Here is a 24,523-nt window from a genome sequence, read left to right as displayed (position 1 = left end):
GGTTCCCGACCCGCCGGTTCCTGAGCGGGGCAGCGCTGCCGGGGGCGGGGGATCAGTGCTGCCAGACCCGGACCCAGTCCACCGTCATGTGCGCCGAGTCGACGTTCTGCGGCGGTGCACTCGGGTACCCGACGGCCAGGTTGAGCAGCACCTCCATCGGCACGTGCGGGATCTTCTCCGGCTCCGTCACCCGGTAGCGCTGCACGCCGTCGACGTACCAGGTGAGCGAGTCGCTCTCCCAGTCGAGCGCGAACACGTGGTAGTCCGCCGGGAAGTCCTGCGGGCCGTAGCGCTCCCACTGGTCCTTGTCCTCGCCGTTCGGCCCGGTGAAGTGCACGGTCATCTGGACGTACTGGGTGGTGGAGATGAACTCCGCGACGTCGACCTCCGGCGGGGTGGTACGGGATTCGGGCAGGAGCCAGAACGCGGGGAACATGCCCTCCTCGGGGGGAATGCGCACGGCGGCGGCGAAGTACCCGTAGGTGAAGGTGTGCCGGGGCTGCGCGTTCCAGGAGTCCCGCCCGGTGGAGACCATGCCGGAGGTCCACGGGTAGGTCTTGCCGTCGCTGCCCGTGGTGGCCGACCGGTGCGCGGTCAGCGTCAGCCTGCCGTCGTCCACCGTGGCCTGTTGCGGGCGGTACCACTCCAGCTCGTGGTTGCCGGCGTTGGTGCAACCGTTCTGGTTCCAGTCGTAGCAGGTGGTCCAGTTCGAGCGGTTGAGCCGGTCGCCGCCGAAGTCGTCCTGGAAGGCCAGGTGCCAGGAGCCCGGGGCCGCCGGGGCGGTCGAGGCCGGGCCGGTGGCACTCGCCCCGCCGTCGCCGCCCGGGGCCGACGGCGAGCCGGAGGCGCCGCGCCCACTGCCCCCGCCGCCCGTCGCGCACCCGGCGACCAGCAGCACGGCGGCCAGTGCGGCCCCGGCCGCCCCGCGCCGTCGTCGGCGGTCGGCGCGCCGGGCGTCGTCCGTCCGGCGGTCGTCCGTTCGGCGGTCGTTCGCCGGGCGGTCGTTCGCCGGGCGGTCGTCCGCCCCGCCGTGGTCGTCCGCCCCGCTGTCGGCTTCCCCGCCGCCGCCCGCTCCCGGGGTCCGCGTGTCGTCGCCCGGGGGCCGGGCGCGCGGGCGTGGGGTGTGCGGACGTCGGCCGCGCGGGAGGCACAGCGGCAACGCCAGCAGCGACGTGGCACCGGCTACGGCGGCCAGCGGCCAGCCGCTGATGAACCCGCCGTTCAGGTAGAAGGCCACGATGATCACCGTGTCGATGGCCAGGCTCAGGGCCACCACCATCACCCAGGACTCCAGCCGTCCCATCGGCACGCCGCTCGCGGCCAGCCGGGGCCGGGCCGACCGCACCGCGGCCAGCCCCGGGCAGCAGAGCAGGAACACGCCGGCCACGGCCACCCGGACGGGGTTGGCGTCGGCCAGCGCGTAGACGGCGAGCGTCACCCAGCCGGACGCGGCCAGGGCCCAGCCGAGCCGGACGTCGCCGGTGGACGGAGCACCGACGGAGGCGTCACCGGCCGACGGTCCGCCATCCGACCGGTCACCGGCGGAAGGGTCACCGGTGGAAGGGTCGCCGGCCGACGGGTCACCGGCGACGGGCCCACCGGCGGACGGGTCACTGTTCACGGGCCGCCTCCCGGCCGGAGGAAGGACTGGGCGGGTGCCTGGACGGCCGGGGGGACGGGCGAGGTCTCCTGGCCGGGCAGCGGGTTGGGGACGAAGCGGTAGACCGCCGCGTCGCCGTTCTGGTAGACGAGCTCGAAGCCCGGGGTGCGGGCGACCACGTCGGACAGCCGGTCCACCGTGTCGGCCGGCAGCACGCCGGTCAGCGAGGTCTCGGCGGCCTGTGCCCGGCTCAGGACCAGGTACGCGGGTACCCCCGGATGGGTGAAGCCGAGGGCGGCCTCCAGCCCGCCCAGCGGGTCCTGCGTCAACAGCTTCCGGGTCGGTTCGGACGTCTCGGCGAGCCGCACCTGGGGGTGGTCCTCGAAGTGCTCGTAGATGCCCGGCACGCTCCCGGTCACGGACACCACCACCGAGTACGGTGGCGCGGCCGCGAACAGCTGCTGCGTCGCGGTGACCTCGGCATCGGTGTACCGGTTCATCCGTTCCTTACTGTCGTAGCCGAAGAACAGCCCGCCCAGCAGGGCCAGCAGCAGGACCAGTGCGCAGGCCGAGCGCAGCCGCGGCCGCGGCGTGGGCCGCAGCACCAGCGCGGCCAGCAGGAACGCGGTGGCGGGCAGCGCGAACAGGTAGGCGCGGAAGAGCATCTCGCCGCCGTAGCTGTTGGCCGCCAGCAGCGGCACCGGGGCCAGCGCGAGCCAGGGCATCGGGGTGCGCCGGACCCAGGGGCGGCGGACGACGGCGATGACCGCCAGCAGGACCACCGCGGCCGACAGTCCCCGGTCGATCCAGTCGACCATCGCCTGGTCCGCCGAGGCCGTCCCGAGGTTGGCGAACCCGGAGGTGATGTTGGAGTCCGGCGTGGTGAGCGCCCGGACGAACTGGCCGAGGTTGGCGGCCAGGTACGGCCGTGCCACCGTGGCGTCCCACACCGCCGTCATCACGACCGCGGCTAGCAGCGGGGGCAGCACCACCCGGCGGTTGCGGCGGGGCACCGCCAGCACGGCCAGTGAGCTGATCAGCATCAGCGGGGTGAGCTGGTGCGAGCAGACGATCGCGGCCTCCAGCACCAGGACCATCGGCAGCCGCAGCGGCCCCCACCCGCCGGTCGCGCCGCTGCCCGCCCCGGGCCCCGCGGACCGGTGTGCCCCGCCCGGTGGCGCCCGGCCGGGGGCGCGGGGGGCGGCCCGGTCGGGCAGCCGGCGGACCACCGAGGCGATCACCACGACGTACAGCACCAGGGCGAAGGCCTGCGGGGAGAAGTAGTCCTGGCCCACCCAGGAACAGGAGAAGTAGACCCAGACGGCGCCCCACACCACCGTCCGGTCGGAGCTGACCGCCCGGTACAGCAGCAGCAGCGGGGCGATCAGCAGGGCGTTGAACAGCGGGGGCCCCCAGCTCGCGTACCCGAGCGCCGAGTGCAGGCCGGTGACCCGCAGCAGCAGGCCGTTGACGACGAAGAACCCGGGCCACTGGTTGTACGGGTCCAGCAGTCCGGCGTGCGGCACCGGCCCGCCGTGGCGCAGCATCGCGTCGATCACCGCGACGTGCTTCCAGGCCCAGGAGTACCGCAGGTTGGCGTAGAGGAGGGTCGGCGTGGCGTGGACGACCGCGATCAGGGCCAGGACGTAGGCGGCGAGCCACCACTGGCGGAGGCTGCGGGTGCGCAGGGCCAGCACGAAGCCGGCGGTCAGCATGCCCACCGCGACCCAGTACAGGACGGGGAGCACCTGCAGCAGGCCGAGGTCGCCCATCCGGTCCAGGTCGACGCTGTGCAGTGACAGCAGCCACAGCAACAGCGAGACCGGCAGCAGGGCGCGGGCCGTCAGCGCGGGCAGCCGCGCCGTCCACCCGGGGCGGCGGTGCGTCGTCCCGTCGGACGGGCGTGTCCGGGACGCCGACAGCGGCGTCACGACCGGGTCGCCGGCCATGTGGCTGCCTCCTCCAGGAGCGGGGTCACGTTGCGGGTCACCCACCAGTGGCTGCGCGCGTAGCGGGGGGCCTTGGTCACGTTCGACACGATGTGCCACAGCCAGGTCAGCAGCGGCAGCACGGCGCCGTCCGGCGGTCCGGCCGGGCCGTCCCGGCGCAGGTCCACCAGGTCGGCGCGGGTGCGGTCGAGCAGGGCGAGGTCCGGTCCGGGCAGTGCGCCGCGGCGCACCATCTCCCGTACGGTGCTGCCGAGCTGGCGGCGCTCGCGGCGGCAGGTCAGGGCGATCACGAAGGTGTAGGCGTCGATGGCGCAGGGGCCGTCCGGCCGGGCGCCGCCCCAGTCGATCACGCCGGTGACCCGGCCGGTCGGCTCGTCGAGCAGCACGTTCCCGGCGTGGAAGTCGCCGTGGGTCCAGGCGACGGTGGTCTCGGCGCCGGCCAGTCCGGCGCGCAGCCGGGCGCGCACGCGCGCCAGTCCGACGGCGCCGGTCCCGGTGCGGCACCAGGGGATGCCGGCGCGGAGCGCGTCCAGCGGCTCGTCGACCCAGGCCACCAGCCGGCCGGTGGCGGTCTCGGTGCGCCCGGTGGCCCGGTGCAGTCCGGCGATGGTGGTGAGCGCGTGCTCGGCGACGGTCCGGTCCGGGCCCGGGCCGGTGGGCAGCAGCCGGTCGGCGGTGGTGCCGGGCAGCCAGGTCTCGGTGATCAGCGGCAGCGGGCCGGTCAGGGCCCGGCGGACGGGTGCGGGGACGAGGGCGCGCCAGCTGCCGAGCCGCTCGTCGGCGGCGAGCGCCTCCAGCACCCGCCACTCGTGGTCGAGCGAGGTGACGGCCGGGCCGGTGCGGGCGTGCTTGACCGCCAGCCGGTCCCGGCCCGGGGCGTCGAGAGAGAGCACCAGGACGTCGGTCAGCCCGGGGGGCCCGGGCCGCAGCGTGTGGGTGCCGTCCAGTTCCAGCCGGCGGGCGATCCGGCGGGCCTTCAGCCGGTCGGCCGGGCCGTAGACCAGCAGCGGACGGCGCAGCGGCAGCAGGGCCCGCGGGGAGAGCGGCAGCCGGGCGGGCCGCCGCCGCAGCGGCGCGTACCGGTGGAGGGCGGGCGGCAGCAGGGACCGGACCCGGGCGCCGTGCGGCCCGGGGGTGCGGTCCGGCCTCTGCGCCGCCGGGCTCATCTGCCCGGGCCCCGGTGGGTCGGTGTGGCCGCCACGGTGCGTGCGGCCTGTCCGGCGAGCCGGGCGAGGCGCAGCGGCGCACCCGCCCGGCCGGCCTCCGGGACCGCGAGGAGGGCCAGCAGCGCGCGGGCGTCGGCGGGCGGCCGCAGCGCCCGGCAGCGCGGGCAGCCGCCCGGGCGGTGCCCGATCAGCCGGCCCACGGCGTCGGCGAGCCCGGCCTGGTAGGCGCGGCGGGCCACCGGGACGCCGGCCACCCTGACCGGCGGTTCGGCGTTCGCCGGGGCGGCGGCGGTCGCGGCCCAGCCGAGCAGGTCCACGTCGGCGACGCCGTCGCCGACGGCGAGGGCGGGCGGGCCGTCGGCGCCGAGCCGGGCCAGCAGGGCGCGGGTCCCGGCGAGCTTCCCGGTGCCGTGCGGGATGAAGTCGGTCTGGGCCCGGCCCGGGACGGTGGTGAAGAGCTCGCCGAACGGCGCCTCGCGGAGGAGGGCGGCGACGGTCTCCGGGGCCAAGGCGCGGCGTCGGCCGTCCCGCGGCGCGCGGACGGAGGCGCGGACGCACCAGCGGGCGAGCGGGTCGGTGACGGCGGGCGGCTCCAGGGCGGCCAGCCGGCCGCGCAGCCCGCCGTCACCGGCCCGGCGGCGCCCGTCGTCCAGCAGGACCTCGGTGCCGCCGGTCGCCGCGTCGACCAGGACCGCCCCGTACTCGGCGACCCCGCCGGGCAGCCGGTAGGCGGCGCAGCGGTCCGCGACCTCGGGGGCGGAGCGTCCGGTGGCGACCACCGTGCGGTAGCCGTGGGCGCGCAGGGCGCGCAGCGCCAGCATGCCGGCGGGGGAGGAGGCGGGGAAGCCGAGGACGTCGGACTCCAGGACGCCGTCCACGTCGAGGACGCAGCAGGGGCCGCGGGGCTCCTCGACCAGGTCCGCGAGGTAGACACCGGCGAGGAAGCGCTGCACCGCCCGGGCCTGGGCCCGCCGGGCTTCGGCGCGGGTGCGTTCGGTGGGTTCCAGCCCGTCCTGGAGGGCGGTGTGCCGGGCCTGGACGAGCCGTAGCAGGCACCACCGGGCGGCGGAGACCTCCTCGCCGGTGGCGCGGCGGTACTCGGCGAGCAGCTCCGCGTCCTCGTCCGGAGGGGCCGGGACCGGGCCGTCGTCGGGGCCGCGCTCAGGGCCGTCGTCGGGGCCGGCCGCGCCGGCGAGGTCGTAGGCGGCGTCGTAGCTGGCGAGGTTGAGGTGGCCGAAGGCACCGTCGGCGTACGCGGTCTTGTGCCAGCCGCCGGCGCCGTCGGCCGTCCAGCGGTGACGCGCGGTCAGACCGTCGGTCACGCAGGGGCGGTCGGAGGCCAGCAGGGCGCGGGTCAGCGGGTCGAGCAGGGTCGGGCGCAGCACGGTGTGCAGGCGCCCGAAGGCTGGCGCGAGCTGGCGGGCGGCGGCCTCCCAGACGGGGTCGCGCCCGGCCAGCCGCAGGCTCCGGTCGGCGGGGACGGCCAGCAGGCGCTGCCGGGCGGCCACGTACCGGGCGACCTCGGCGGGCGGGACGACCCGCCGGTCCGACGACCCCGCCGACGACCCGGCCGACGACCCGTTCGCCGCCCGGTCCGACGGCCCGTCGGCGGGTCCGTCCGCCGGTCCGCCGCCCGGGACGGCCGTCGGGAGGGCCCGGACGAGCACGCCGTCGGCGAAGCCGAGCGGACGCGGGACCAGACCGGCCAGCGCCCCGGCGACCGCGGGCGCGTACGCCCCGAAGTAGCCGACGCCGGTCCACTCGGCGAGCAGCGGCACGTCCTCCACCCCGCCGTCCACCCCGTCGTCCGGCCCGGCCGTGCGGGCCGAGCAGACGACCGCCAGGTGCGAGCGGCGGGAGAGCGGCCCCTGCGGGCCGACCGACAGGTCGAGAAGCTGTCGGCCGGGCGGCAGCACGGAGGGCAGCAGGGCGGTCAGCGCCCCGGGGGAGAGCAGCGTCCGCACGTGCCAGTCGCGGCCCGGCAGGACCACGCAGGGCAGGCCGTGCAGGGCCGGCGGCAGGGCGCCCGCGTCGTCGAGGGTCGCGAGGACCGGGACGACCGACGCCGGGTCGAAGCCGCCGCGGACCGCCTGCGCGGCGAGGCCCGCCAGGGACCCGCCGGTCACCGGCGGGTCGTCGACGAGCAGCAGCAGGCCGCCCCGGCGCCGCAGGTCGCGCACCACCGACGTCCGTCCCGGCAGCAGTGCCGTGCCCGGACGCGTGGTGCCGGCCGTCACCGCCCGGTGGCCGAGCCGGCGCAGCTGCGCCGCGAGCAGCGGCGCGAGGTAGCTGCCGGAGGTGCGCACGCCGAGGACCAGCACCGGGCGGTGGGGGTCCGGGTGGCGGGCGTCGACCAGCCGGGCCAGCGCGACGCAGTCCTGCGGGTGCTGGTCGAAGCTGCGGAAGCAGGCCGGGGGGCGCTGGACCGCCCCGGCGAGCAGCATGCGGGCGCCGGGCAGCCGGGCCAACCCGGCCACCGCGGCGGCGAGTTCGGCGAGCAGGTCGGCGGCAGGGCCGGCGCCGTCGGGGCCGTCCGGTGCCGGACCCCCCGCCGGTGCGGCCTCCAGGAGGGCCCGCAGGGCCAGGCGGTCGCGCAGCGCTCCCGCCCGCCCGCACCACGCGTGCAGCCGGCGTGCGGGCGGCGCGGCCAGCCACAGTCCGGTGGCGGTCCGCAGTCCGGCCCGGGCCGCGCCGACCGCGCCGGGCCGGCCGCCCTTCGCCAGGTGCTCCACCAGTCGGCGGGGCCGCCATGCGGTGCCCTCCAGCACGTCCTCGACGACCTGGACCAGCCCGGCGCTCAGCAGGAAGGCGTCCAGCCACTGTCCACCGGCGGCGCGTCCGAGCAGGCGGTCGGTCAGTTCCGGCACGGCCAGGTGCAGGTCCACCGGTGATCGTTCACCGTCGGCCGCCGCGGTCTGCGCATCGTTCATTCGTGGACTCCCGTGAGCTCCCGAAGGAGGGGACAGCGCCCGCGGAGCCGAGCAGCCGCTGTGCCTTCCCACTCTAGGCACCCGGCGTCCCGCCTGCTTCCCCAGCCGCCCGCGGGGCGTACGACGGCGCGTCGTGCCGGGGGAGACCCGTGCCGGGGACGGGCCGTGCGCCCCCGGAGCCATCGGCGCGGCGGCCGTGGGCCCGGACCGCCCCCGGCCCGCCAGGGCCGGATCCGCGACGTACCGGGCCGGATCCGCGACGGCGACCGCCAGAGCGGCGACCGCGGGACCGGGGACCGGCACGGGCATCGGGCGCCTCCTCGTCGAGCCCCCCGTTCCGTCCAGCGTGCACCGGCCCGGCCGGGAACGACAGCCCTGATCCGTGTCCGCCCGGCCGCGCTGCGTGCCCGCCCGGCGCCGCGTGGCACCGCCGGGCGCCGTCGCCGCGGTGCCCGCGGGCGGCCCGGGCCCAGGGCGGCGGGGTGGGTAACGTCTTGGCCACGGGCCGGTCCGAAACCGGTCGAACTCGGCGACCTCCGTCAGCCGCCTGCGACATGATGATGCGTCAAGGTGTCGGCTGGAAGGGGAGCGACAGGATGGCCGACGGGGTGCCGACGGGCTCGGAACCGCGCACGCGGGTGGACCGGCGGCCCTGGGGCCGCCCGGAGGACGCCCCGACCGGCGGTCCGCCCTCCAGGCTCAAGCGGTTCCGCGCCCACCCGGACGCGCCGACCAGGGTCGTCCCGCCGCCGCGCGACGCCACCCCGAGCACCGTCACCCGCCGTCCGGCGCCCGCCCGCGGCGGCCACTTCGGCGGCGCCTTCCCGGCCGCCCTGCTGAACCGGTACGAGCCCTACGAGGTCGCCGGTTCGGGCACCGAGGGCACCGTCTGGCACGTCCGGCGCACGGATGGCGGCGGGGACGCCGCCGTGAAGGTGGCGCGGGCGGGCCAGGCCATGGACGCCGAACTGCTGCGGCACCTGCGTACCGAGGCGTACCGGCGGCACGTCCCCGAGATCATCGACTTCGGCCGGGTCGAGCACGCCGGGACGGAGTGCGCCTGGGTGGCGATGGAGTACCTGCCGGTCACACTCGCCGACCACATCGCCGCCCTGCACCGCGAGGGCCGGCACACCGACCCGCGCGAGACCGACCGGATCATCCGCGAACTCGTCGCCATGCTCGACTTCTGGCAGCGGCGGATCCAGCGCAACCCGGTGGACTTCAAGCCCTCCAACGTCCTGGTGCGCCCCGGCGGCGGCCCCGGGGAGTTCGTGATCTCGGACTTCGGCGGGGTCGCCCGCCTCACCGCCAGCCGGAGCTTCTCGCCCGAGATGCAGGTCACCATCGCCTACATGGCCCCCGAGCAGCTCGCCGGGGCCAACCACCCGGCCGGACCGTGGTGGGGCCTGGGCAACGTGCTGTACGAGCTGTTCTCCGGCCGCCCGCACTACCTGGACGCGGAAGGCCTCCTGGTCAGCGACGAGGTGCTGCAGTACGACCTGGTCTTCGGGGAGCAGGCGGACCTCTCCGCTGTCACCGACCCGCGCCGGCTCATGCTGCTCCAGGGCCTGCTGACCAGGAACCCCGCCCACCGCTGGAAGGCCGAGCAGGTCACCGGCTGGCTGGAGGGCGCCAGCCCCGCCGTCGTGCGCCCCCAGGGCTCTGCCGCCGGCGCCGTGGGCGGCTACGCCCACCGGCCCGTCACCTTCCTGGGGGACCCGTACCACGCCCCCTCGGTGCTCGCCTGGACCATGCTGAACCGCTCCGGGGAGGCCGCGGAGTGGCTCGTCGACGGCGGCGCGCAGCAGCTGCTGGCCTGGCTGCGCGACGAGGTCAGGGACACCCTGTTCGACCTGCACTACCTCCGGGCCGTCGACATCGCCCGGGGCACCCGGCGGGCCGACGCGGCCGCGCTCGCCGTCCTCGCCTTCGGCGCCGCGTTCGCACCCTCGGCCACCCCGGTCCACCGCGAGCGCCCGATCGACTCGGCCGGCCTCACCCGGATCGCCGCCGCGCCGGACGCCGTCGCCGTCATCGACGAACTGCTCGCCGCCTCGGTGCACACCGTCGCCGCCCGCTACGACTGCGACCACCCGGAGTGCCACGGCGAGCACTGCGGGCGGCTGCTGGCGCTCGCCCGCGTGCCGGAGGTGGTGGCCGACACCGACCGGGCCGCCCGGGAGCTCGGCGGCGGCCGGCGGACCGGGGACGGGCTGAGCGTCGAGGAACGGGCCGAGTCCTACCGGCTGGCGGTCTGGCTGACCGTCCAGCCCGAGGAGCACACCCGGCTGTTGGGCCGCCTGTCGCCGCTGCCCACCGCACTGCACCGGCTGCTGCTGCCCGTGCGGGTGTCCGCCGTCCTGGCCCTGGTGGCGGCGGTCGTGGCGGACGTCGCGCTGGTCGCCTGGGCCTGGGCCAGGGCGGCGACGGGCCGCGGGACGGCGGACGGGGTGCGGCGCCGCTGGTCGGCGCTGCGCCGCCGCGCGGTGCGCGCCACCCCCGGGACGGTGGCGGGCTGTGCCACCCTGGTCGCCGCCGAGGCGCTGCGGACCAGGTGTGCCGCCGTCGCGGAGGACGCGCCCGGGCGGACGGACGGCCGGGACGGCCCGGGACCGGCCGCGCGGCGCCTGCGGGCGTACCTGGCCCCCCGGGCCCGGATCTGGTGGGCGAACGCCAGGACCGCGCTGCCCCGCCAGGCGGCCGCAGCCCTGCTGGTGCTGGTAGGCCTGGCGCTGGTGCTCTGGGCCGGCGCGCTCGCGAGGATCAGCGTCGACGCCGGCAACGCGCTCGCGGTCCTGCCGAACGGTGCGTTCGGTGACCGGCTGCGCACCGCCGGGGAGCTGGCGGCCCGGTCGGTGGCGCCGCAGCTGGGAGCGGCCGCGGCGGCCGCCGTCATCCTGGTGGTGTTCCCCGCCCGGGTCGGCCGGGGGACGCTGGCCCTGGCCGCGGCTGCGGCCGGGGCGATCGGGTACCTGCGCCTGGGGCCGCCGATGACGGTGCTCAAGCCGCCGCCCGCCGTGGTCGACCGGGTGGTGGTGTTCGAGGGCGGCATGGGCAGCTGGGCCGGGGTGGCCGCGGCCGTCGGTGTCGTCGTGGCCGTGGTGTTGACCGAGCGGGCCGCCCGGTTGACGGGGACGGTCCACGAGGCCCGGATCCGGACCGCCGAGCAGTGGCGGCGCCTGACCCGGCCCGCCGGAGCCGGGGCCGGGGCCGCGGGTGGCAGGGCCGGCGAGACCGGCCGGGGCGGAACCGGCCGCAGCGGTAGCGGCCGCAACGCGACGGACCGCAACGCGACCGGCCGCAGCGGAACCGGCCAGGGCGGCAGCAGTCGGAGCGGGTCGGCACCGGTCGCGCGGGCCTGGAGCCCGGGCAGCGCCGGCACGCGCGAACGCGTCCGCTTCGCACTCGGCTGCACGTTCGTGCTGGTGGTCCTGCTGGGGGCCACCGTCGAGGTGCGGCTGGCCGCCACCGGGCACCACCCGACCCCGGAGTCCTGGGGGACCGGCCTGGTCGGCGCCGACTACCAGACCGGCTTCACCGTGCTGCTCGCCGCCGTGTCGTTCGCCGGCACGCTGGCAGGGCCCCGCACGGCGCGCCGGCTGTTCACCCTCTGGCTGCTCGGCACCATGCTGCTCGGCGCCCTGCCGCCGCCGCTCGGGCCGATGGAGGCGCTGCGCATTCCGGTGGCCGGTCCGCTCTACCGAGGCATCGCCGGGTTCTGGGGCCACAGCGCCTTCTGGGCCGCCGTCCTGATCGCCCTTCCCCTGGTGTGCCTCGGTGTCCAGCGCACGGTGCTGCGCGCCGGCCGCTGACACGCGACCGGGGAGCGGCCGCACCGCTCCCCGGTCCCGGCACCCCGGTCCCGGCACCCCGGTCATCGCCGCGGGCGGACACCCCGGTCACCGCGGCGGGCCGGGCACCCCGGTCACCGCGGCGGGCCGGGCAGCCACCAGGACCGGCGCCACAGCAGCACGGCCGCCACGAGGGTCTGGCCGATGAGCCATGCCGCGCCTGCGCCGGTGATGCCGAGCACCGGCAGCAGCAGCGCGGTCAGCGTCAGCACGACGGTCGAGAGCCCGGCGAGCACGCCCACCACGACGCCCATCCGGCGCCGGGCCCGGGACAGTGCGACGACCGTGGTGTTCAGCAGGTTCGGCAGCGCGGACAGGGCGAGCAGCCACAGGACGACCGTCCCGTGGTCGGCGTAGTCGCGGCCGAACAGGCGCAGCGCCAGCGGCGCGACGGCGATCAGCAGCACGACCGCCGCGACGAGCACGCGGCCGGAGTGCCGCAGCACCCGCCGGTAGTCGTCCAGCCTGCTGATGTCCCGGGCGGACTCCACGACCAGCGAGTAGCCCATGTTGGAGCTGAAGCAGTACAGCGCGAACGGCACCATCCAGGCCAGCGAGAAGTACGCGCTGTCGGCGGCGCCGAGGCGGTTGAGCACCATCACGGGGGGCAGGTTGACCGCCGCCAGCCAGCACATCGCGCCCGCGTAGTCCGCGGCGAGGTAGCCGAAGGTCGGTGCCGAGGTGTCCGCGCGGGCCTTCGGCGGGGTCCGTTCGTGCCGGGGCACGGCGCGGCCGAAGATGAAGGTGTTCGTCACGGCGACGGCGAGCGCGATCCCGATCATCCAGGAGACGAGGATCCCGTTCTGCGCGCCGGCGGCGGCGAACAGGACCAGCAGCCCGATCTTCTCGACCGAGAAGAGCCCGTTCTCCAGGGCCACCCAGTCCGCCCGCCGGAGGCCGGTGAGGACGCCGTCCTGCAGGTTGAAGACGGCGTAGCCGGCGGTGGCCAGGACGAAGGCCGGGCCCAGGACCCAGCTGTGCAGGAAGTCCAGCCCCGGCGAGAGCACGGGGATCAGCAGCACCAGCCCGGCGGCGAACACCAGGGTGAGCGTCGAGGCCGCGAGGTAGGCCAGCCCCACCAGCCGCCCGGTGCGCTTCCCGGCGGAGGGTACGAAGCGCACCATGGCGTTGGCGAGGTTCAGTTGGCCGATCCCGCCGAGGAACATCATCGCGGAGACGGCGGCGAAGTTCCGGCCGACGGTGGCCGGGTCGTACCAGTGGGCGGCCAGCGCCCAGTAGAGGGCGCCGAAGAGCGAGGTCAGGAGCGAACTGAGGGTCAGCACGTGCGCGTTGCGCAGCAACGGGTCGTAGCTCTTGGCGGAGTCGAGGAGTGCCCGGCCCCGCGTCCGCACCGACCGGAGGACGGCTGCGGACGTGCCGGCTCCGTTGTTCACCACCAGCAGCTCCCGTCCCCGGCCCACCCCGGTCCGGACGCGGCCCGCAGCCGGTACGGGCCGGCGTGCCAATCCTATGACCCGACCACGACCCGCCGCCCGGCCACGGCGGCGCCCGCCCCCGTCGGGCGGGCGGGCGCCGGGGGGCGAACCTAGCCTGGGAGGCGGGGACCCCGGCGGACCGACCGGAGAGGAGCACGGCGCGCCATGCCCAGGACGCTTCCCGCCGGTGTCGAGGTGACCAGTCCGGCGCCGCGCGAGCTGTGGTGGGAGCTGATCGGGCGCGACGGCGGTGCGCTGGTCACGCAGACGCCGACCTGGCTCGACTGCCTCTGTGCGGCTTGGCCGTTGGAGGACGCGAGCAGGCTTTACCGGTTCGACGACGGCCGGCTGGTCCTCGTCCCGCTGGTCCGGCACCGCCGCCGGGCGACCCGGCTGCTGACGGAGGAGTCCTGGCCCGGTTGGGGCGTCGGGGGCCCCGTCGTGCCGGACGGCGCACCGGACGCGCGGCAGGCCCGGATCGTCCTGGAGGACCTCGCGGCCCGGCCCGCCCTGCGGGTGGCGGTGCGGTTCGGTCCCCGGGCGGCCCCGGTCTGGGGCGAGGCCGTGCCGGGCGCCTTCGCGCCGGTCGACCGCACGACCTACCTGCTCGACCTGGAGGGCGGGTTCGAGGAGGTCTGGGCCCACCGCTTCCGCCAGCAGGTGCGCCGGGGCGTGCGGCGGGCCGAACGCGAGGAGGTCGAGGTGGAGGTGGACCGGAGCGGGCGGCTGGTGCCGCAGTTCCAGCGCCTCTACGACGTGTCGGTGGTCCGCTGGGCCGAGCAGCAGCACGAGCCGCTGGCCCTGGCCCGCCGGCGCCGTCGGCGGGAGGAGCCGCCGCGCCTGCTGGAGGCGGTCGCGGAGCGCTTCGGTACGTCCTGCGCGATCTGGCTGGCCAGGTGCGGCGGGGAGCCGGCCGCCGCGATCGTCGTGCTGCGGCACGGCACCCACACCAAGTACTGGCGCGGGGCCATGGACCGGCGCCTGGCGCACCCGGTCCATGCCAACCACCTGCTGCACCGGCTCGCCGTCGAGGACGCGTGCGCGGCCGGGAGCCGCCTCTACGACATGGGCGACGCCAGGCCCGACTCCTCGCTGGCGGGGTTCAAGCAGAGCTTCGGGGCGCGGCCGGTGGCGTCCCCGGCGTACTACCGCGAGCGGTTGCCGCTGACGGCGGCGGACCGCCGGCTGCGCGGCGCGGTCAAACGGGTCATCGGGTTCCGGGACGCCTGACCCGCCGACTCGCTGGACCGACCCGCTGACTCGCCTGAGGACCTGCCGGACCGGGCCCGGTCGCCCGGCGGCCGGTTCCGCTCAGCCGACCAGCCGGGAGAGCTCGATCGACGTGGTCCGGGAACGACGGTAGGCCCCGGCTGCCAGTTCGATGGGCGGCCGGGGCCTGGTGCTCTCGGTGGGTCGGATGCGGTTGCCCCGGTGATGGGTGGCGAGGCTGCGGGCAGCATCTTCACGACGTGACCGGTCTCGCCGTGCTCGGCGTCGGCCTTGATGTGGAGATCCATCACATCGGGGCCGTCCACGATCACACCTTCGGTCAGCTGACGCGCCCCCGCAAAAGATCATGAGCGAGTGAAAGGGTCGTTCCGCGAACCTTCGCCGTCAGGTAGCGGACGTTGCTCGCCGACAGGTGCACGCCCGTCGGCACCCGGTGCCGCACGGTGATCCCGAGGTCGGCCAACTGCGCCGCCTTGTCGGGGTTGTTGCTCAGCAGGTCGATGCCGGTGGTGCCGAGGGCGGCGAGCATCTGGGCGGCGGCGGTGTAGTCCCGGCCGTCCTCGGGCAGGCCGAGCGCGGTGTTGGCGTCGTACGTGTCCAGCCCGGAGTCCTGCAGGGCGTACGCGTCGAGCTTGTTGTAGAGCCCGATGCCCCGGCCCTCCTGCCGCAGGTAGAGCAGGTACCCGCCGGCCTCGCTGATCCGCTCCACCGACTCGCGCAGCTGGGGTCCGCAGTCGCAGCGGTCCGAGCCGAAGACGTCGCCGGTGAGGCATTCGGAGTGCAGCCGCACGAGCGGCGTTCCGCCCTCGGGGACCGTGCCGAGGGCGAGTGCCAGGTGCTCGGCGCCGTCGGTGAGTCCGTGGAAGGTGAAGACCTCCGCCTCGGCGCGGTAGCCGTCGGGGAAGGTCAGCGGGATGCGCACGCGGGAGCGCACCGTGGCGGGGCCGGGTCGGGGCATGGGCGGGCCTTCGTCGATCGTGGGTGGACCGGGGCGGATCGGGTCCGGGTGGACCGGGTGTCGACCGTACTCGGTTGTTCCAATTTGAACAACTGGGTCGCCCGATGTCCGACGCGACCCCGGTGGCGCACAACACCCCGCCCGTCCCGCCTGTTCCCGCCCGATGTACCAGCATGTGGAGGGGGAACGGTCCGGGGTGTCGACACTGCGGGACTTCGTCCCGTTTCCTGGGCACGGGAACGCCCCGCGCACGACCACCGACGACCACGGAAGGTCCTGATCAGATGCCCATGAGCCGCCCCGATGCCACTCCCGAGAGCTCGACCGGGCCCCGCTTCGACGCCGAACAGCGCGCCGTCGAGGCCCTCTTCGCGGACGTGGTCCGCCGCAACAAGGGCGAGTCGGAGTTCCACCAGGCCGTCCACGAGGTGCTGGAGACCCTGGCCCCGGTGCTCGCCCAGCGCCCCGAACTCCTCGACGCCCGGATCATCGAGCGGATCTGCGAGCCCGAGCGGCAGTTGATGTTCCGGGTGCCGTGGACGGACGACGCCGGCGACGTCCACGTCAACCGCGGCTTCCGGGTGGAGTTCAGCAGCGCCCTCGGCCCCTACAAGGGCGGGCTGCGCTTCCACCCCTCGGTCGACCTCGGCATCGTCAAGTTCCTCGGCTTCGAGCAGATCTTCAAGAACGCGCTCACCGGGCTGTCGATCGGCGGCGGCAAGGGCGGCTCCGACTTCGACCCCAAGGGCCGTTCGGACGCCGAGGTCATGAGGTTCTGTCAGTCGTTCATGACCGAGCTCCACCGCCACCTCGGCGAGCACACCGACGTGCCGGCCGGGGACATCGGCGTCGGCGGCCGCGAGATCGGCTACCTCTTCGGGCAGTACAAGCGGATCACCAACCGCTACGAGTCCGGCGTCCTCACCGGCAAGGGCCTCGGCTGGGGCGGCGCTCAGGTCAGGACGGAGGCCACCGGCTACGGCTGCGTGCTGTTCACTGCCGAGATGCTGCACAGCCGCGGCGACGGCCTGGACGGCCGCCGGGTGGTCGTCTCCGGCTCCGGCAACGTCGCGCTGTACGCGATCGAGAAGGCGCAGCAGCTCGGCGCGACGGTGCTCACCGCCTCCGACTCCTCCGGCTACGTGGTGGACGAGAAGGGCATCGACCTCGCCCTGCTCAAGGAGGTCAAGGAGGTCCGGCGCGGCCGGATCTCCGAGTACGCCGAACTGCGCGGCAGCCACGTCAAGTTCGTCGAGGGCCCGGGGGTGTGGAGCGTGCCCTGCGAGGTCGCGCTGCCCTGCGCCACCCAGAACGAGCTGACCGGGGTCGACGCGCTCGCCCTGGTCCGGAACGGGGTGCTGGCGGTTGCCGAGGGCGCCAACATGCCCACCACCCCGGAGGCGGTGCGGGTGTTCCAGGAGGCCCGGGTGGCCTTCGGGCCGGGCAAGGCGGCGAACGCGGGCGGTGTCGCGACCAGCGCGCTGGAGATGCAGCAGAACGCCTCCCGCGACTCCTGGACCTTCCAGCACACCGAGGAGCGGCTGGCCGGGATCATGAAGCACATCCACGACTCCTGCTTCACCACCGCCGAGCGCTACGGCCGCCCCGGCGACTACGTGGTGGGCGCCAACATCGCGGGCTTCGAGCTGGTCGCGGACGCGATGCTGGCCCAGGGCCTGGTCTGATCCCCGGCGGCCCGGCCTGATCCCCGGCGACCCGGTCCGATCCCCGGCGCCGGGGACCCGGCGATCGGCACCCGACCGCAGCGGGCACCGATCGTCGGGTACGGCAGGGTGGGTCCTTCCTATGGTGGTGATCAGCAAGGAAGGACGGGGTGGACGTGCTGGAACACCTGAACCGCGCGATGGACCACATCGAACGGCAACTGGACGGCGAGGTCGACGCGGCCGAGCTGGCGAGGATCGCGATGACGTCGGAGTACCACTTCCGGCGGCTGTTCTCGATGCTCGCCGGGATGCCGCTGTCGGAGTACGTGCGGCGCCGGCGGCTGACCGTCGCGGGGGCCGAGGTCCTCGACGGCGGGCGGACGTTGCTCGACGTCGCGGTCCGCTACGGGTACACCTCGGGCGAGGCGTTCGCCCGGGCGTTCCGGGCGATGCACGGGGTCGGGCCGGGAGAGGCCCGGCGCGACGGTGCGACGCTCACCTCCCAGCCCCGGATGTCCTTCCGACTCGTCGTGGAGGGGAGCAGCAGCATGGAGTACCGCATCGTCGACAGGCCGGACTTCCGGATCGTCGGCAGGAAGGCCCGGGTCACCCTGATCTACCAGGGGATCAACCCGGGGATCGCCGAGTTCATCAGAGGACTCGGCGAGGAGACCGTCGAGCGGATCGCCGGCCTGGCCGGCGAGGACCCGGCCGGCATCGTGTCGGTGACCGACGGCTTCTCGCCCAACCGCGAGGAGGGGTCCGAACTCGACTACTGGCACGCGGTGGTGGCGCGCGAGGACGCCGTCGTCCCGGCGGACCTGGACGTCCTGGACGTCCCGGCCGGGACGTGGGCGGTGTTCACCAACAGCGGGCCGTTCCCGCAGGCCCTGCAGGAGATGTGGGGGGACGTGGCCGCCCAGTGGTTCCCGTCCAACCCGTACGAGGCCCGGCCGGGCCCGGAGGTCCTGCGGACCCGCTTCGTCCCGGGGACGGGTGACGCCGAGGCCGAGCTCTGGATCCCGGTGGCGCGGGCCCTGCGGCGCTGACCGCCCCCGTTCGGCCCACCAGCTCCCGCCCCCGGCTCTCCCCGCCCCGCATCCTGGGCGGGGAGGGCCGGGAGCGACAACGAGCTGGAGAACCGACGCCAATGAAGCAGACCTCCGTGACCACCGGCGCCCCCTGCTGGGTCGAACTGGGCACCTCCGACCCGGCCGCCGCCGGGGCCTTCTACCGGGAACTGTTCGGCTGGCGGGAGGACGACGGCGGGCACCCCGGAACCGGGGACCACGCCCGGATGCTCCTGGGGGACGTCCCGGTCGCCGCGATCACCCCGCGCTACGGGCCGCGGCAGCCGACGGCCTGGTCGGTCTGTTTCGCGGTCGCCGACGCCGACGCCACCGCGGCGAGGATCAGGGACGCCGACGGCAGCCTCCTGAAGGAGCCCGCCGACGTGCGCGACCAAGGCCGCTTCGCGGTCGCCGCCGACCGCTCCGGCGCGGTCTTCCTCCTCTGGCAGGCCCGCGCCTTCGCGGGCGCCGGCGTCTTCAACGAGCCCGGCTCGCTCGGCTGGGTGGAACTGCTCACCCGTGACCCGGCGGGCGCGACCGACTTCTACCCGGCCGTCTTCGGCTGGTCCGTCGCGGCCTCCGAGCACTACACCCAGTGGGGCCTGGCCGGTCAGGACTTCGGCGGCATGCTGGTGATGGGCGAGGGCTTCCCGCCGGAGGTGCCGCCGCACTGGCAGCCGTACTTCTCGTGCGTCGACGCCGACCTCACCGTCGGCCGGGCGGTCGCACTGGGCGCGGACGTGCTGGTGCCCGCGTCCGGTGCGCCGGGCGCCCGGCGGATCGCCGTGCTGCGCGACCCGCAGGGGGCGGCCTTCGGCGTCTACCACGCCCCGTCGGCGGGCTGAGCCGGGCGACGCGACGCGCGCGAGCGTCGGTTCGTCACCACTGTTGCCACGGCGGCCCCCGCCGTGATCAGCAGCGCCCCCGCCGGTACCACGTCGCCGACGCGGTCGTACCAGGTCAGCGTCCCGGGCGCGGTGAGGGGCAGCCGGACGGTCAGCGAGCCGGTGCCGTCGGTGCCGAGCCGGGCGAGCTCCCGGCCCTGCGCGTCGAAGGCCGCCGAGACACCGGTCAGTGCGGCCTGGACGGCAGGCCGTCCCGTCTCGGCCGCCCGGATCGCCGCCAGCGAGACGTGCTGCTCGGGCGCCCAGGTGCGCTGGAAGGTCGAGGTCGAGGACTGGTAGACCAGCACCCGGGCGCCGTCCCGCGCGGCGGTGCGGGCCATGTCGGGGAAGGCGGACTCGAAGCAGATCAGCGTCCCGAGCGGCAGCGGCGCGCCCGTCCGGTCGGTGGCCGGCAGCAGGTGGAACGCGCTTCCGGGGGCCCGGTTCTCGCCCGCCGCCCGGCTGACCCCGGCGATCCAGCCGAGCACCGGCCGCAGCGGGATGTACTCGCCGAACGGCACCAGCCGGATCTTGCGGTAGCGGTCCACCACGCCCGCCGGGGAGACCAGCACCGCGTCCTTGGAGATCCGCCCGTCCGCCTTGCGCGCGTCCTCCCCGGCGATGATCCGGGCGCCGGTGGTCGCGGCGAGTCCGCGCAGCGCGTCCAGGGCGGCCGGGTCGTGGTCCAGGTCGGCCGTGGTGCTGCTCTCGCCCCACACCACCAGGTCCACCGGCTGCCCGACCAGGGCGGCGGTGGCCCGGGCGCTCGCGTCGAACCGGGCCTGCGGGTCCTCCACGATCCCGGGCTGGACGAGCGCGACCGTGACGGCGCCGGCTCCGACGGGCGCCTCGCGCAGCGCGAACAGTGCCGGACCGGAGGCCAGGACGAGCACGGTCGTCGCCGCCGCGGCGGCCCGCGGCCGCCACTGCACGGCGGTCAGCGCGATCAGCACCCCGGTGTTCACCGCCGCCACCGCCGCGCTGACCAGCCAGATCCCGCCGGCCGAGGCCAGCCCGAGGACCGCCGGGTGCTGCCACTGGGTGGCGCCGAGCAGCGCCCACGGTCCGCCGAGCGCCGGCCAGGACCGCGCGTACTCGGCGGACACCCAGACCGCGGGGACGACCACCAACGCGAGCAGCGCCCGACGGGTGGTCAACGGCGGGTGCAGCAGCCGGTGCACGGTGTACCCGACGGCGGCCTGCAGCGCACCGAACAGCACCGCGAGCACCGGGAGCGCGGGGCCGATGGAGGGCACCAGCCAGTACATCGCGGTCAGGATGAACCCCGACCCGAACCACCAGCCGCGCACCGCCGCCTCCCGACCCGACGGCGCCCGCTGCATCAGCAGCAGCCCTGGGACGAGGGCGATCCACGCCAGCCAGGCCTGCCCGGGGGCCGGGAACGCGAGCACCGGCACCGCCCCGGCGGCCAGCGCCCCGAACCGGGCCCGGTACCGGTGCGGCGGGTGCGTCTCCCGTTCCCCGGTTTCCTCCGGTTCCCCCGCTTCGTCCGCGGGGGTCGTGCTCAGTGCTGGGCTGGTGGGACCGATGCGCCGCGACATGACCTGTATTGTCCGCTCGGACGGCGGACGCCACCAGTGTTCCCGTCACCCGGATGGACGACGGGAACACTGGTGGCGAGGTGGCGACCCACCTGTCGGGCGGCCGCCCGGAGGCCGGGCCCAGGCCAGGACCTAGCCCTCGCCGCCCTCCAGGTCACCCTCCGTCTCCAGGAACGCGGCCTGCAGCTGCGCGATCAGCTCCGGGTCCGGCTGCTCCCACAGCCCGCGGCTCGCCGCCTCCAGCAGGCGCTCGCTGATCCCGTGCAGCGCCCACGGGTTGGCGCCCGCGAGGAACTCCCGGTTGACCGGGTCGAGCACGTACTCCTGGGTCAGCTTCTCGTACATCCAGTCCGCGACCACGCCCGTGGTGGCGTCGTAGCCGAACAGGTAGTCGACGGTCGCGGCCATCTCGAAGGCGCCCTTGTAGCCGTGGCGGCGCATCGCCTCGATCCAGCGCGGGTTGACCACCCGCGCGCGGAAGACGCGGGCGGCCTCCTCGGTGAGGGTCCGGGTGCGGACCGTCTCCGGGCGGGTGGAGTCGCCGATGTAGGCGGTGGGTGCCTTGCCGGTGAGGGCGCGGACGGTGGCCACCATGCCGCCGTGGTACTGGAAGTAGTCGTCCGAGTCGGCGATGTCGTGCTCGCGGGTGTCGGTGTTCTTCGCGGCGACGGTGATCCGCTTGTAGGCGGTCTCCATCTCCTCGCGGGCCGGCCGGCCGTCCAGCCCGCGTCCGTACGCGTAGCCGCCCCAGACCGTGTACACCTCGGCGAGGTCGGCGTCGGTGCGCCAGTCGCGGCTGTCGATCAGCTGGAGCAGGCCCGCGCCGTAGGTGCCCGGGCGGGAGCCGAAGACGCGGACGGTGGCCTTGCGCTCGTCGCCGTGGACCGCCACGTCGGCCTGGACGTGAGCCCGGACGAAGTTGTCCGAGTCGGCTTCCTCCTGGGCGGCGGCCAGGCGCACCGCGTCGTCCAGCAGGGCGACCACGTGCGGGAAGGCGTCGCGGAAGAAACCGGAGATGCGCAGCGTCACGTCGATGCGCGGGCGGCCCAGCTCCTCCAGCGGGATCGGCTCCAGGCCGGTGACCCGGCGGGAGGCGTCGTCCCAGACCGGGCGGACGCCGAGCAGGGCGAACGCCTCGGCGATGTCGTCGCCGGCGGTGCGCATCGCGCTGGTGCCCCAGAGCGAGAGCCCGACCGAGGGCGGGTAGGCGCCGTCGTTGTCGGCGGTGTACCGCTCGACCAGCGAGGCGGCGAGCGCCTGGCCGGTCTCCCAGGCGAGCTTGCTGGGTACGGCCTTCGGGTCGACGGAGTAGAAGTTGCGGCCGGTCGGCAGGACGTTGACCAGGCCGCGCAGCGGCGAGCCGGACGGGCCGGCCGGGACGAAGCCGCCCTGCAGCGCGTGCAGCACGGCGTCCAGCTCGTCGGTGGTGGCGGCCAGGCGCGGCACCACCTGGGTGGCGGCGAAGGCCAGCACGTCGTGGACGGCCTCCGGCAGCCCGGCGGCGACCTTCTCGACCGCCTCCGGCGCCCAGTCCTCGGCCTCCATCGCCTCGACCAGGGCGCGGGCCCTGGCCTCGGCCGCGTCGGTGGCGCCGAGGGTCAGCGCGGCCTCGTCCAGGCCGAGCGCCTCGCGCAGGCCGGGCAGCGCGCTGACGCCGCCCCAGATCTGCCGGGCGCGCAGGATGGCGAGCACGATGTTGACCCGGTCGGTGCCGGCCGGCGCCTGGCCGAGGACGTGCAGGCCGTCGCGGATCTGGGCGTCCTTGACCTCGCAGAGCCAGCCGTCGACGTGCAGCAGGAAGTCGTCGAAGCCGTCGTCCTCGGGGCGCTCGTCCAGGCCGAGGTCGTGGTCGAGCTTGGCGGCCTGGATCAGGGTCCAGATCTGGGCGCGGATGGCGGGCAGCTTGGCCGGGTCCATCGCGGCGATGTTGGAGTGCTCGTCCAGCAACTGCTCCAGGCGCGCGATGTCGCCGTAGGAGTCGGCGCGGGCCATCGGCGGGACGAGGTGGTCGACCAGGGTGGCGTGGGCGCGGCGCTTGGCCTGGGTGCCCTCACCCGGGTCGTTGACCAGGAAGGGGTAGACCAGCGGGAGGTTGCCGAGGACGGCGTCCGGGCCGCACTCGGCGGACAGCGCGGCGGTCTTGCCGGGCAGCCACTCCAGGTTGCCGTGCTTGCCGAGGTGGATGACGGCGTGGGCGCCGAAGCCGCCGTCCTCCTGCGCGGCCTCGATCCAGCGGTACGCGGCCAGGTAGTGGTGGCTCGGCGGCAGGTCGGGGTCGTGGTAGATCGCGACCGGGTTCTCGCCGAAGCCGCGCGGCGGCTGGATCAGGACGAGCAGGTTCCCGGAGCGGATCGCGGCCAGCACGATGTCGCCGTCCGGGTTCTGCGAGCGGTCGACGTACAGCTCGCCGGGCGCCGGGCCCCAGTGCTCCTCGACCTGCTCGCGCAGCGCCTGCGGGAGGGTGGCGTACCAGCGGCGGTAGTCGGCGGCGGGGATGCGCACCGGGTTGCGGGCCAGCTGGTCCTCGGTGAGCCAGTCCTGGTCGTAGCCGCCGGCCGCGATCAGGGCGTGGATGATCGCGTCGCCCTCGTGGCCCTCCTCGGCGCCGTCGTCCAGGCCGGGCAGCTCGTTCCCGAGGTCCATGCCCTCCTCGCGCAGCCGGTGCAGCAGGCGGACGGCGCTGGCCGGGGTGTCCAGGCCGACGGCGTTGCCGACCCGGGCGTGCTTGGTCGGGTACGCGGAGAGCACCAGCGCGAGGCGGCGCTCGGCGGCCGGGACGTAGCGCAGCTGGGCGTGGCTGACGGCGGTGCCGGCGACGCGGGCGGCGCGCTCCGGGTCGGCGGCGTAGACGGTCAGGCCGTCCTCGTCCAGCTCCTTGAAGGAGAACGGGACGGAGATCAGGCGGCCGTCGAACTCCGGCACGGCGATCTGGGTCGCGGTGTCCAGCGGGGACAGGCCGTCGTCGCTGCTCTCCCACTGGGCGCGTGACCAGGTCAGGCAGAGCGCCTGGAGGATCGGGCGGTCCAGGGCGGCGAGCGCGCCCGCGTCCCAGGCCTCCTCGTCGCCGCCGGCCTGGGCGTCGGCGGGGCGGGTGCCGCCGGCGGCGAGCACGGTGGTGACGATCGCGTCGGCCTCGCCGAGCGCGGCCAGCAGCTCGGGCTCGGCGCCGCGCAGCGAGGCGCAGTAGTAGGCCTTCGCCCGCGCGCCCTGGTCCTCGATCGCCTGGCAGAGCGTCTCCACGAAGGCGGTGTTCCCGCTCATGTGGTGGGCGCGGTAGTAGAGCACCGCGACCGTCGGCCGGTCGGCGCCGGGGCCGTCGCCGGTGCGGGCTTCGCGCTCCAGCGGGCCCCAGGCCGGCGCGGACGCGGGCGGGGCGAAGCCGTGGCCGGTGAGCAGCACGGTGTCGGAGAGGAAGGAGCCCAGCTCGGCCAGGTTGGCGGCGCCGCCGTGGGCGAGGTAGGCGTGTGCCTCGGCGGCGATGCCGGCCGGGACGGTGGACAGCTCCATCAGCTGGGCGTCGGGGGCCTGCTCACCGGTCAGCACCACCACCGGGCGGGGGCCGGACAGCAGCGCGTCCAGACCCTCCTGCCAGGCGCGGCGTCCGCCGAGCAGGCGGACCACGACGAGCTCGGTGCCCTCCAGCAGCGCGGGCAGGTCGTCGGGGGTGAGCCGGGCCGGGTTGCCGAGCCGGAAGGGCACCGGGCCCTCGGATGCGCGGGCGCTGAGCAGGTCGGTGTCGGACGTCGACAGCAGCAGGATCATGCGAAGGCCCTCCCGGCCTCGTCGGTGGCCGGGCCGGCCGTGGAGCCGGTCGGGGTGGCCCGGACGCGGGCCGGGTCGGCCGTGGAGTCGGCCGCGGCGGCCGTGACTCGGGCCGGGGCCGCCGTGCTGGCGGCCGTGGACGCGTGCGCGGGCATGCGACAGCGCTGGTGCATTTCTGCCTTCCTCGGGGTCCGCGCCCCGGGCCGGTGGAGGACGGCAGGAGTTCCTGGCTCCCGCGGCCGACCGGTTGCCCGGTGAACCGCGGTCACAGTGGCGGGACCGCACCGGGTTTGCACCGGTTTCCTCCCCTGCGCCGTCGCTGGCGTGTGGACGGTCCGCCGGACCGTCCGCCCTGCATCGTACGGGGTACGGCTGACCTGGGGGAGAGTGAGCTTTCGGCCGGGCCCGGAGGGGGCGGCGCGCGGCCCGGGGGCGGTGGACGTACGGGTCCGGGC

Annotated in this window: 14 protein-coding genes and 1 riboswitch; of the genes, 5 read left to right on the top strand and 9 right to left on the bottom strand. The window is 75.8% G+C overall.

All coding sequences use genetic code 11. The features are described from left to right. Positions 1–52: 52 nt before the first annotated feature. The 4 genes from AB0D10_RS02630 to AB0D10_RS02615 are packed head-to-tail and all read right to left on the bottom strand — an operon-like array spanning position 53 to position 7,645. On the bottom strand, positions 53–1,621 hold the full coding sequence (locus tag AB0D10_RS02630) for a family 16 glycosylhydrolase (RefSeq protein WP_360250000.1): 1,569 nt from the start codon (positions 1,619–1,621) through the stop codon (positions 53–55). After that, a complete protein-coding gene (locus AB0D10_RS02625; protein ID WP_360249997.1) occupies positions 1,618–3,549 on the bottom strand; it encodes a glycosyltransferase in 1,932 nt (643 codons plus the stop codon). The genes AB0D10_RS02630 and AB0D10_RS02625 overlap by 4 nt, the downstream gene beginning before the upstream one ends. After that, entirely contained in the window at positions 3,528–4,715 is a 1,188-nt protein-coding gene (locus AB0D10_RS02620) for an aminoglycoside phosphotransferase family protein (protein WP_360249994.1), read from the bottom strand. Before AB0D10_RS02620 ends, AB0D10_RS02625 begins: the two co-directional genes overlap by 22 nt. After that, complete coding sequence (locus AB0D10_RS02615; RefSeq protein WP_360249991.1) at positions 4,712–7,645, bottom strand: hypothetical protein; 2,934 nt, start codon at positions 7,643–7,645, stop codon at positions 4,712–4,714. The genes AB0D10_RS02620 and AB0D10_RS02615 overlap by 4 nt, the downstream gene beginning before the upstream one ends. Before the next feature lie 596 nt (positions 7,646–8,241). Between AB0D10_RS02615 and AB0D10_RS02610 the strand changes: the two genes are divergently transcribed. Next, positions 8,242–11,460, top strand: a complete 3,219-nt coding sequence (locus tag AB0D10_RS02610) for a hypothetical protein (protein WP_360249988.1) — start codon at positions 8,242–8,244, stop codon at positions 11,458–11,460. A gap of 113 nt (positions 11,461–11,573) precedes the next feature. Here the strand turns inward: AB0D10_RS02610 and AB0D10_RS02605 are convergent, their stop codons facing one another. Next, on the bottom strand, positions 11,574–12,896 hold the full coding sequence (locus tag AB0D10_RS02605) for a hypothetical protein (protein ID WP_360249985.1): 1,323 nt from the start codon (positions 12,894–12,896) through the stop codon (positions 11,574–11,576). 204 nt (positions 12,897–13,100) lie between these two features. Between AB0D10_RS02605 and AB0D10_RS02600 the strand changes: the two genes are divergently transcribed. Next, entirely contained in the window at positions 13,101–14,165 is a 1,065-nt protein-coding gene (locus tag AB0D10_RS02600; protein ID WP_360249982.1) for a GNAT family N-acetyltransferase, read from the top strand. 319 nt (positions 14,166–14,484) lie between these two features. On the opposite strand, the gene ribA is transcribed toward AB0D10_RS02600, so the two are convergent. Then, on the bottom strand, positions 14,485–15,123 hold the full coding sequence (gene ribA, locus AB0D10_RS02595) for a GTP cyclohydrolase II (RefSeq protein ID WP_360249979.1): 639 nt from the start codon (positions 15,121–15,123) through the stop codon (positions 14,485–14,487). Positions 15,124–15,407: 284 nt separating this feature from the next. Here ribA and gdhA point away from each other — a divergent pair, with 284 nt between their 5' ends. From gdhA to AB0D10_RS02580, 3 genes are all read left to right on the top strand, one after another. After that, on the top strand, positions 15,408–16,808 hold the full coding sequence (gene gdhA, locus AB0D10_RS02590) for an NADP-specific glutamate dehydrogenase (protein WP_360249976.1): 1,401 nt from the start codon (positions 15,408–15,410) through the stop codon (positions 16,806–16,808). Positions 16,809–16,963: 155 nt separating this feature from the next. Continuing rightward, a complete protein-coding gene (locus AB0D10_RS02585; protein WP_360250650.1) occupies positions 16,964–17,839 on the top strand; it encodes an AraC family transcriptional regulator in 876 nt (291 codons plus the stop codon). A 101-nt stretch (positions 17,840–17,940) separates the two neighbouring features. Further along, positions 17,941–18,705 carry a VOC family protein gene (locus tag AB0D10_RS02580; RefSeq protein WP_360249973.1) on the top strand — a complete coding sequence of 255 codons (765 nt, stop codon included), beginning with the start codon at positions 17,941–17,943 and terminating at the stop codon, positions 18,703–18,705. On the opposite strand, the gene lnt is transcribed toward AB0D10_RS02580, so the two are convergent. The 3 genes from lnt to AB0D10_RS02565 all read right to left on the bottom strand — a co-directional run bounded on the left by lnt (position 18,681) and on the right by AB0D10_RS02565 (position 24,241). Further along, entirely contained in the window at positions 18,681–20,306 is a 1,626-nt protein-coding gene (gene lnt, locus AB0D10_RS02575; RefSeq protein ID WP_360249970.1) for an apolipoprotein N-acyltransferase, read from the bottom strand. The two genes, AB0D10_RS02580 and lnt, sit on opposite strands and share 25 nt — an antisense overlap. A gap of 132 nt (positions 20,307–20,438) precedes the next feature. Next, positions 20,439–24,068: a cobaltochelatase subunit CobN gene (gene cobN, locus AB0D10_RS02570; RefSeq protein ID WP_360249967.1), complete on the bottom strand. Its 3,630-nt coding sequence runs from the start codon at positions 24,066–24,068 to the stop codon at positions 20,439–20,441. Next, complete coding sequence (locus tag AB0D10_RS02565; protein WP_360249964.1) at positions 24,065–24,241, bottom strand: hypothetical protein; 177 nt, start codon at positions 24,239–24,241, stop codon at positions 24,065–24,067. The genes cobN and AB0D10_RS02565 overlap by 4 nt, the downstream gene beginning before the upstream one ends. Positions 24,242–24,288: 47 nt before the next feature. After that, positions 24,289–24,374: riboswitch (cobalamin riboswitch) on the bottom strand. Positions 24,375–24,523: the final 149 nt, after the last annotated feature.

This window comes from Kitasatospora sp. NPDC048545 (assembly GCF_040651155.1).
GTDB lineage: Bacteria > Actinomycetota > Actinomycetes > Streptomycetales > Streptomycetaceae > Kitasatospora.
The sequence above is the reverse complement of the archived record's forward strand: the minus strand, read 5'-3'. Positions and strand labels throughout refer to the sequence as shown.

Bases quoted from the DNA above. Each gene is read 5' to 3' on its own strand.
- AB0D10_RS02625 (WP_360249997.1), bottom strand. From the start codon at position 3,549: ATGGCCGGCGACCCGGTCGTGACGCCGCTGTCGGCGTCCCGGACACGC.
- AB0D10_RS02620 (WP_360249994.1), bottom strand. From the start codon at position 4,715: ATGAGCCCGGCGGCGCAGAGGCCGGACCGCACCCCCGGGCCGCACGGC.
- AB0D10_RS02615 (WP_360249991.1), bottom strand. From the start codon at position 7,645: ATGAACGATGCGCAGACCGCGGCGGCCGACGGTGAACGATCACCGGTG.
- AB0D10_RS02610 (WP_360249988.1), top strand. From the start codon at position 8,242: ATGGCCGACGGGGTGCCGACGGGCTCGGAACCGCGCACGCGGGTGGAC.
- AB0D10_RS02600 (WP_360249982.1), top strand. From the start codon at position 13,101: ATGCCCAGGACGCTTCCCGCCGGTGTCGAGGTGACCAGTCCGGCGCCG.
- ribA (WP_360249979.1), bottom strand. From the start codon at position 15,123: ATGCCCCGACCCGGCCCCGCCACGGTGCGCTCCCGCGTGCGCATCCCG.
- gdhA (WP_360249976.1), top strand. From the start codon at position 15,408: ATGCCCATGAGCCGCCCCGATGCCACTCCCGAGAGCTCGACCGGGCCC.
- AB0D10_RS02580 (WP_360249973.1), top strand. From the start codon at position 17,941: ATGAAGCAGACCTCCGTGACCACCGGCGCCCCCTGCTGGGTCGAACTG.
- lnt (WP_360249970.1), bottom strand. From the start codon at position 20,306: ATGTCGCGGCGCATCGGTCCCACCAGCCCAGCACTGAGCACGACCCCC.
- cobN (WP_360249967.1), bottom strand. From the start codon at position 24,068: ATGATCCTGCTGCTGTCGACGTCCGACACCGACCTGCTCAGCGCCCGC.
- AB0D10_RS02565 (WP_360249964.1), bottom strand. From the start codon at position 24,241: ATGCACCAGCGCTGTCGCATGCCCGCGCACGCGTCCACGGCCGCCAGC.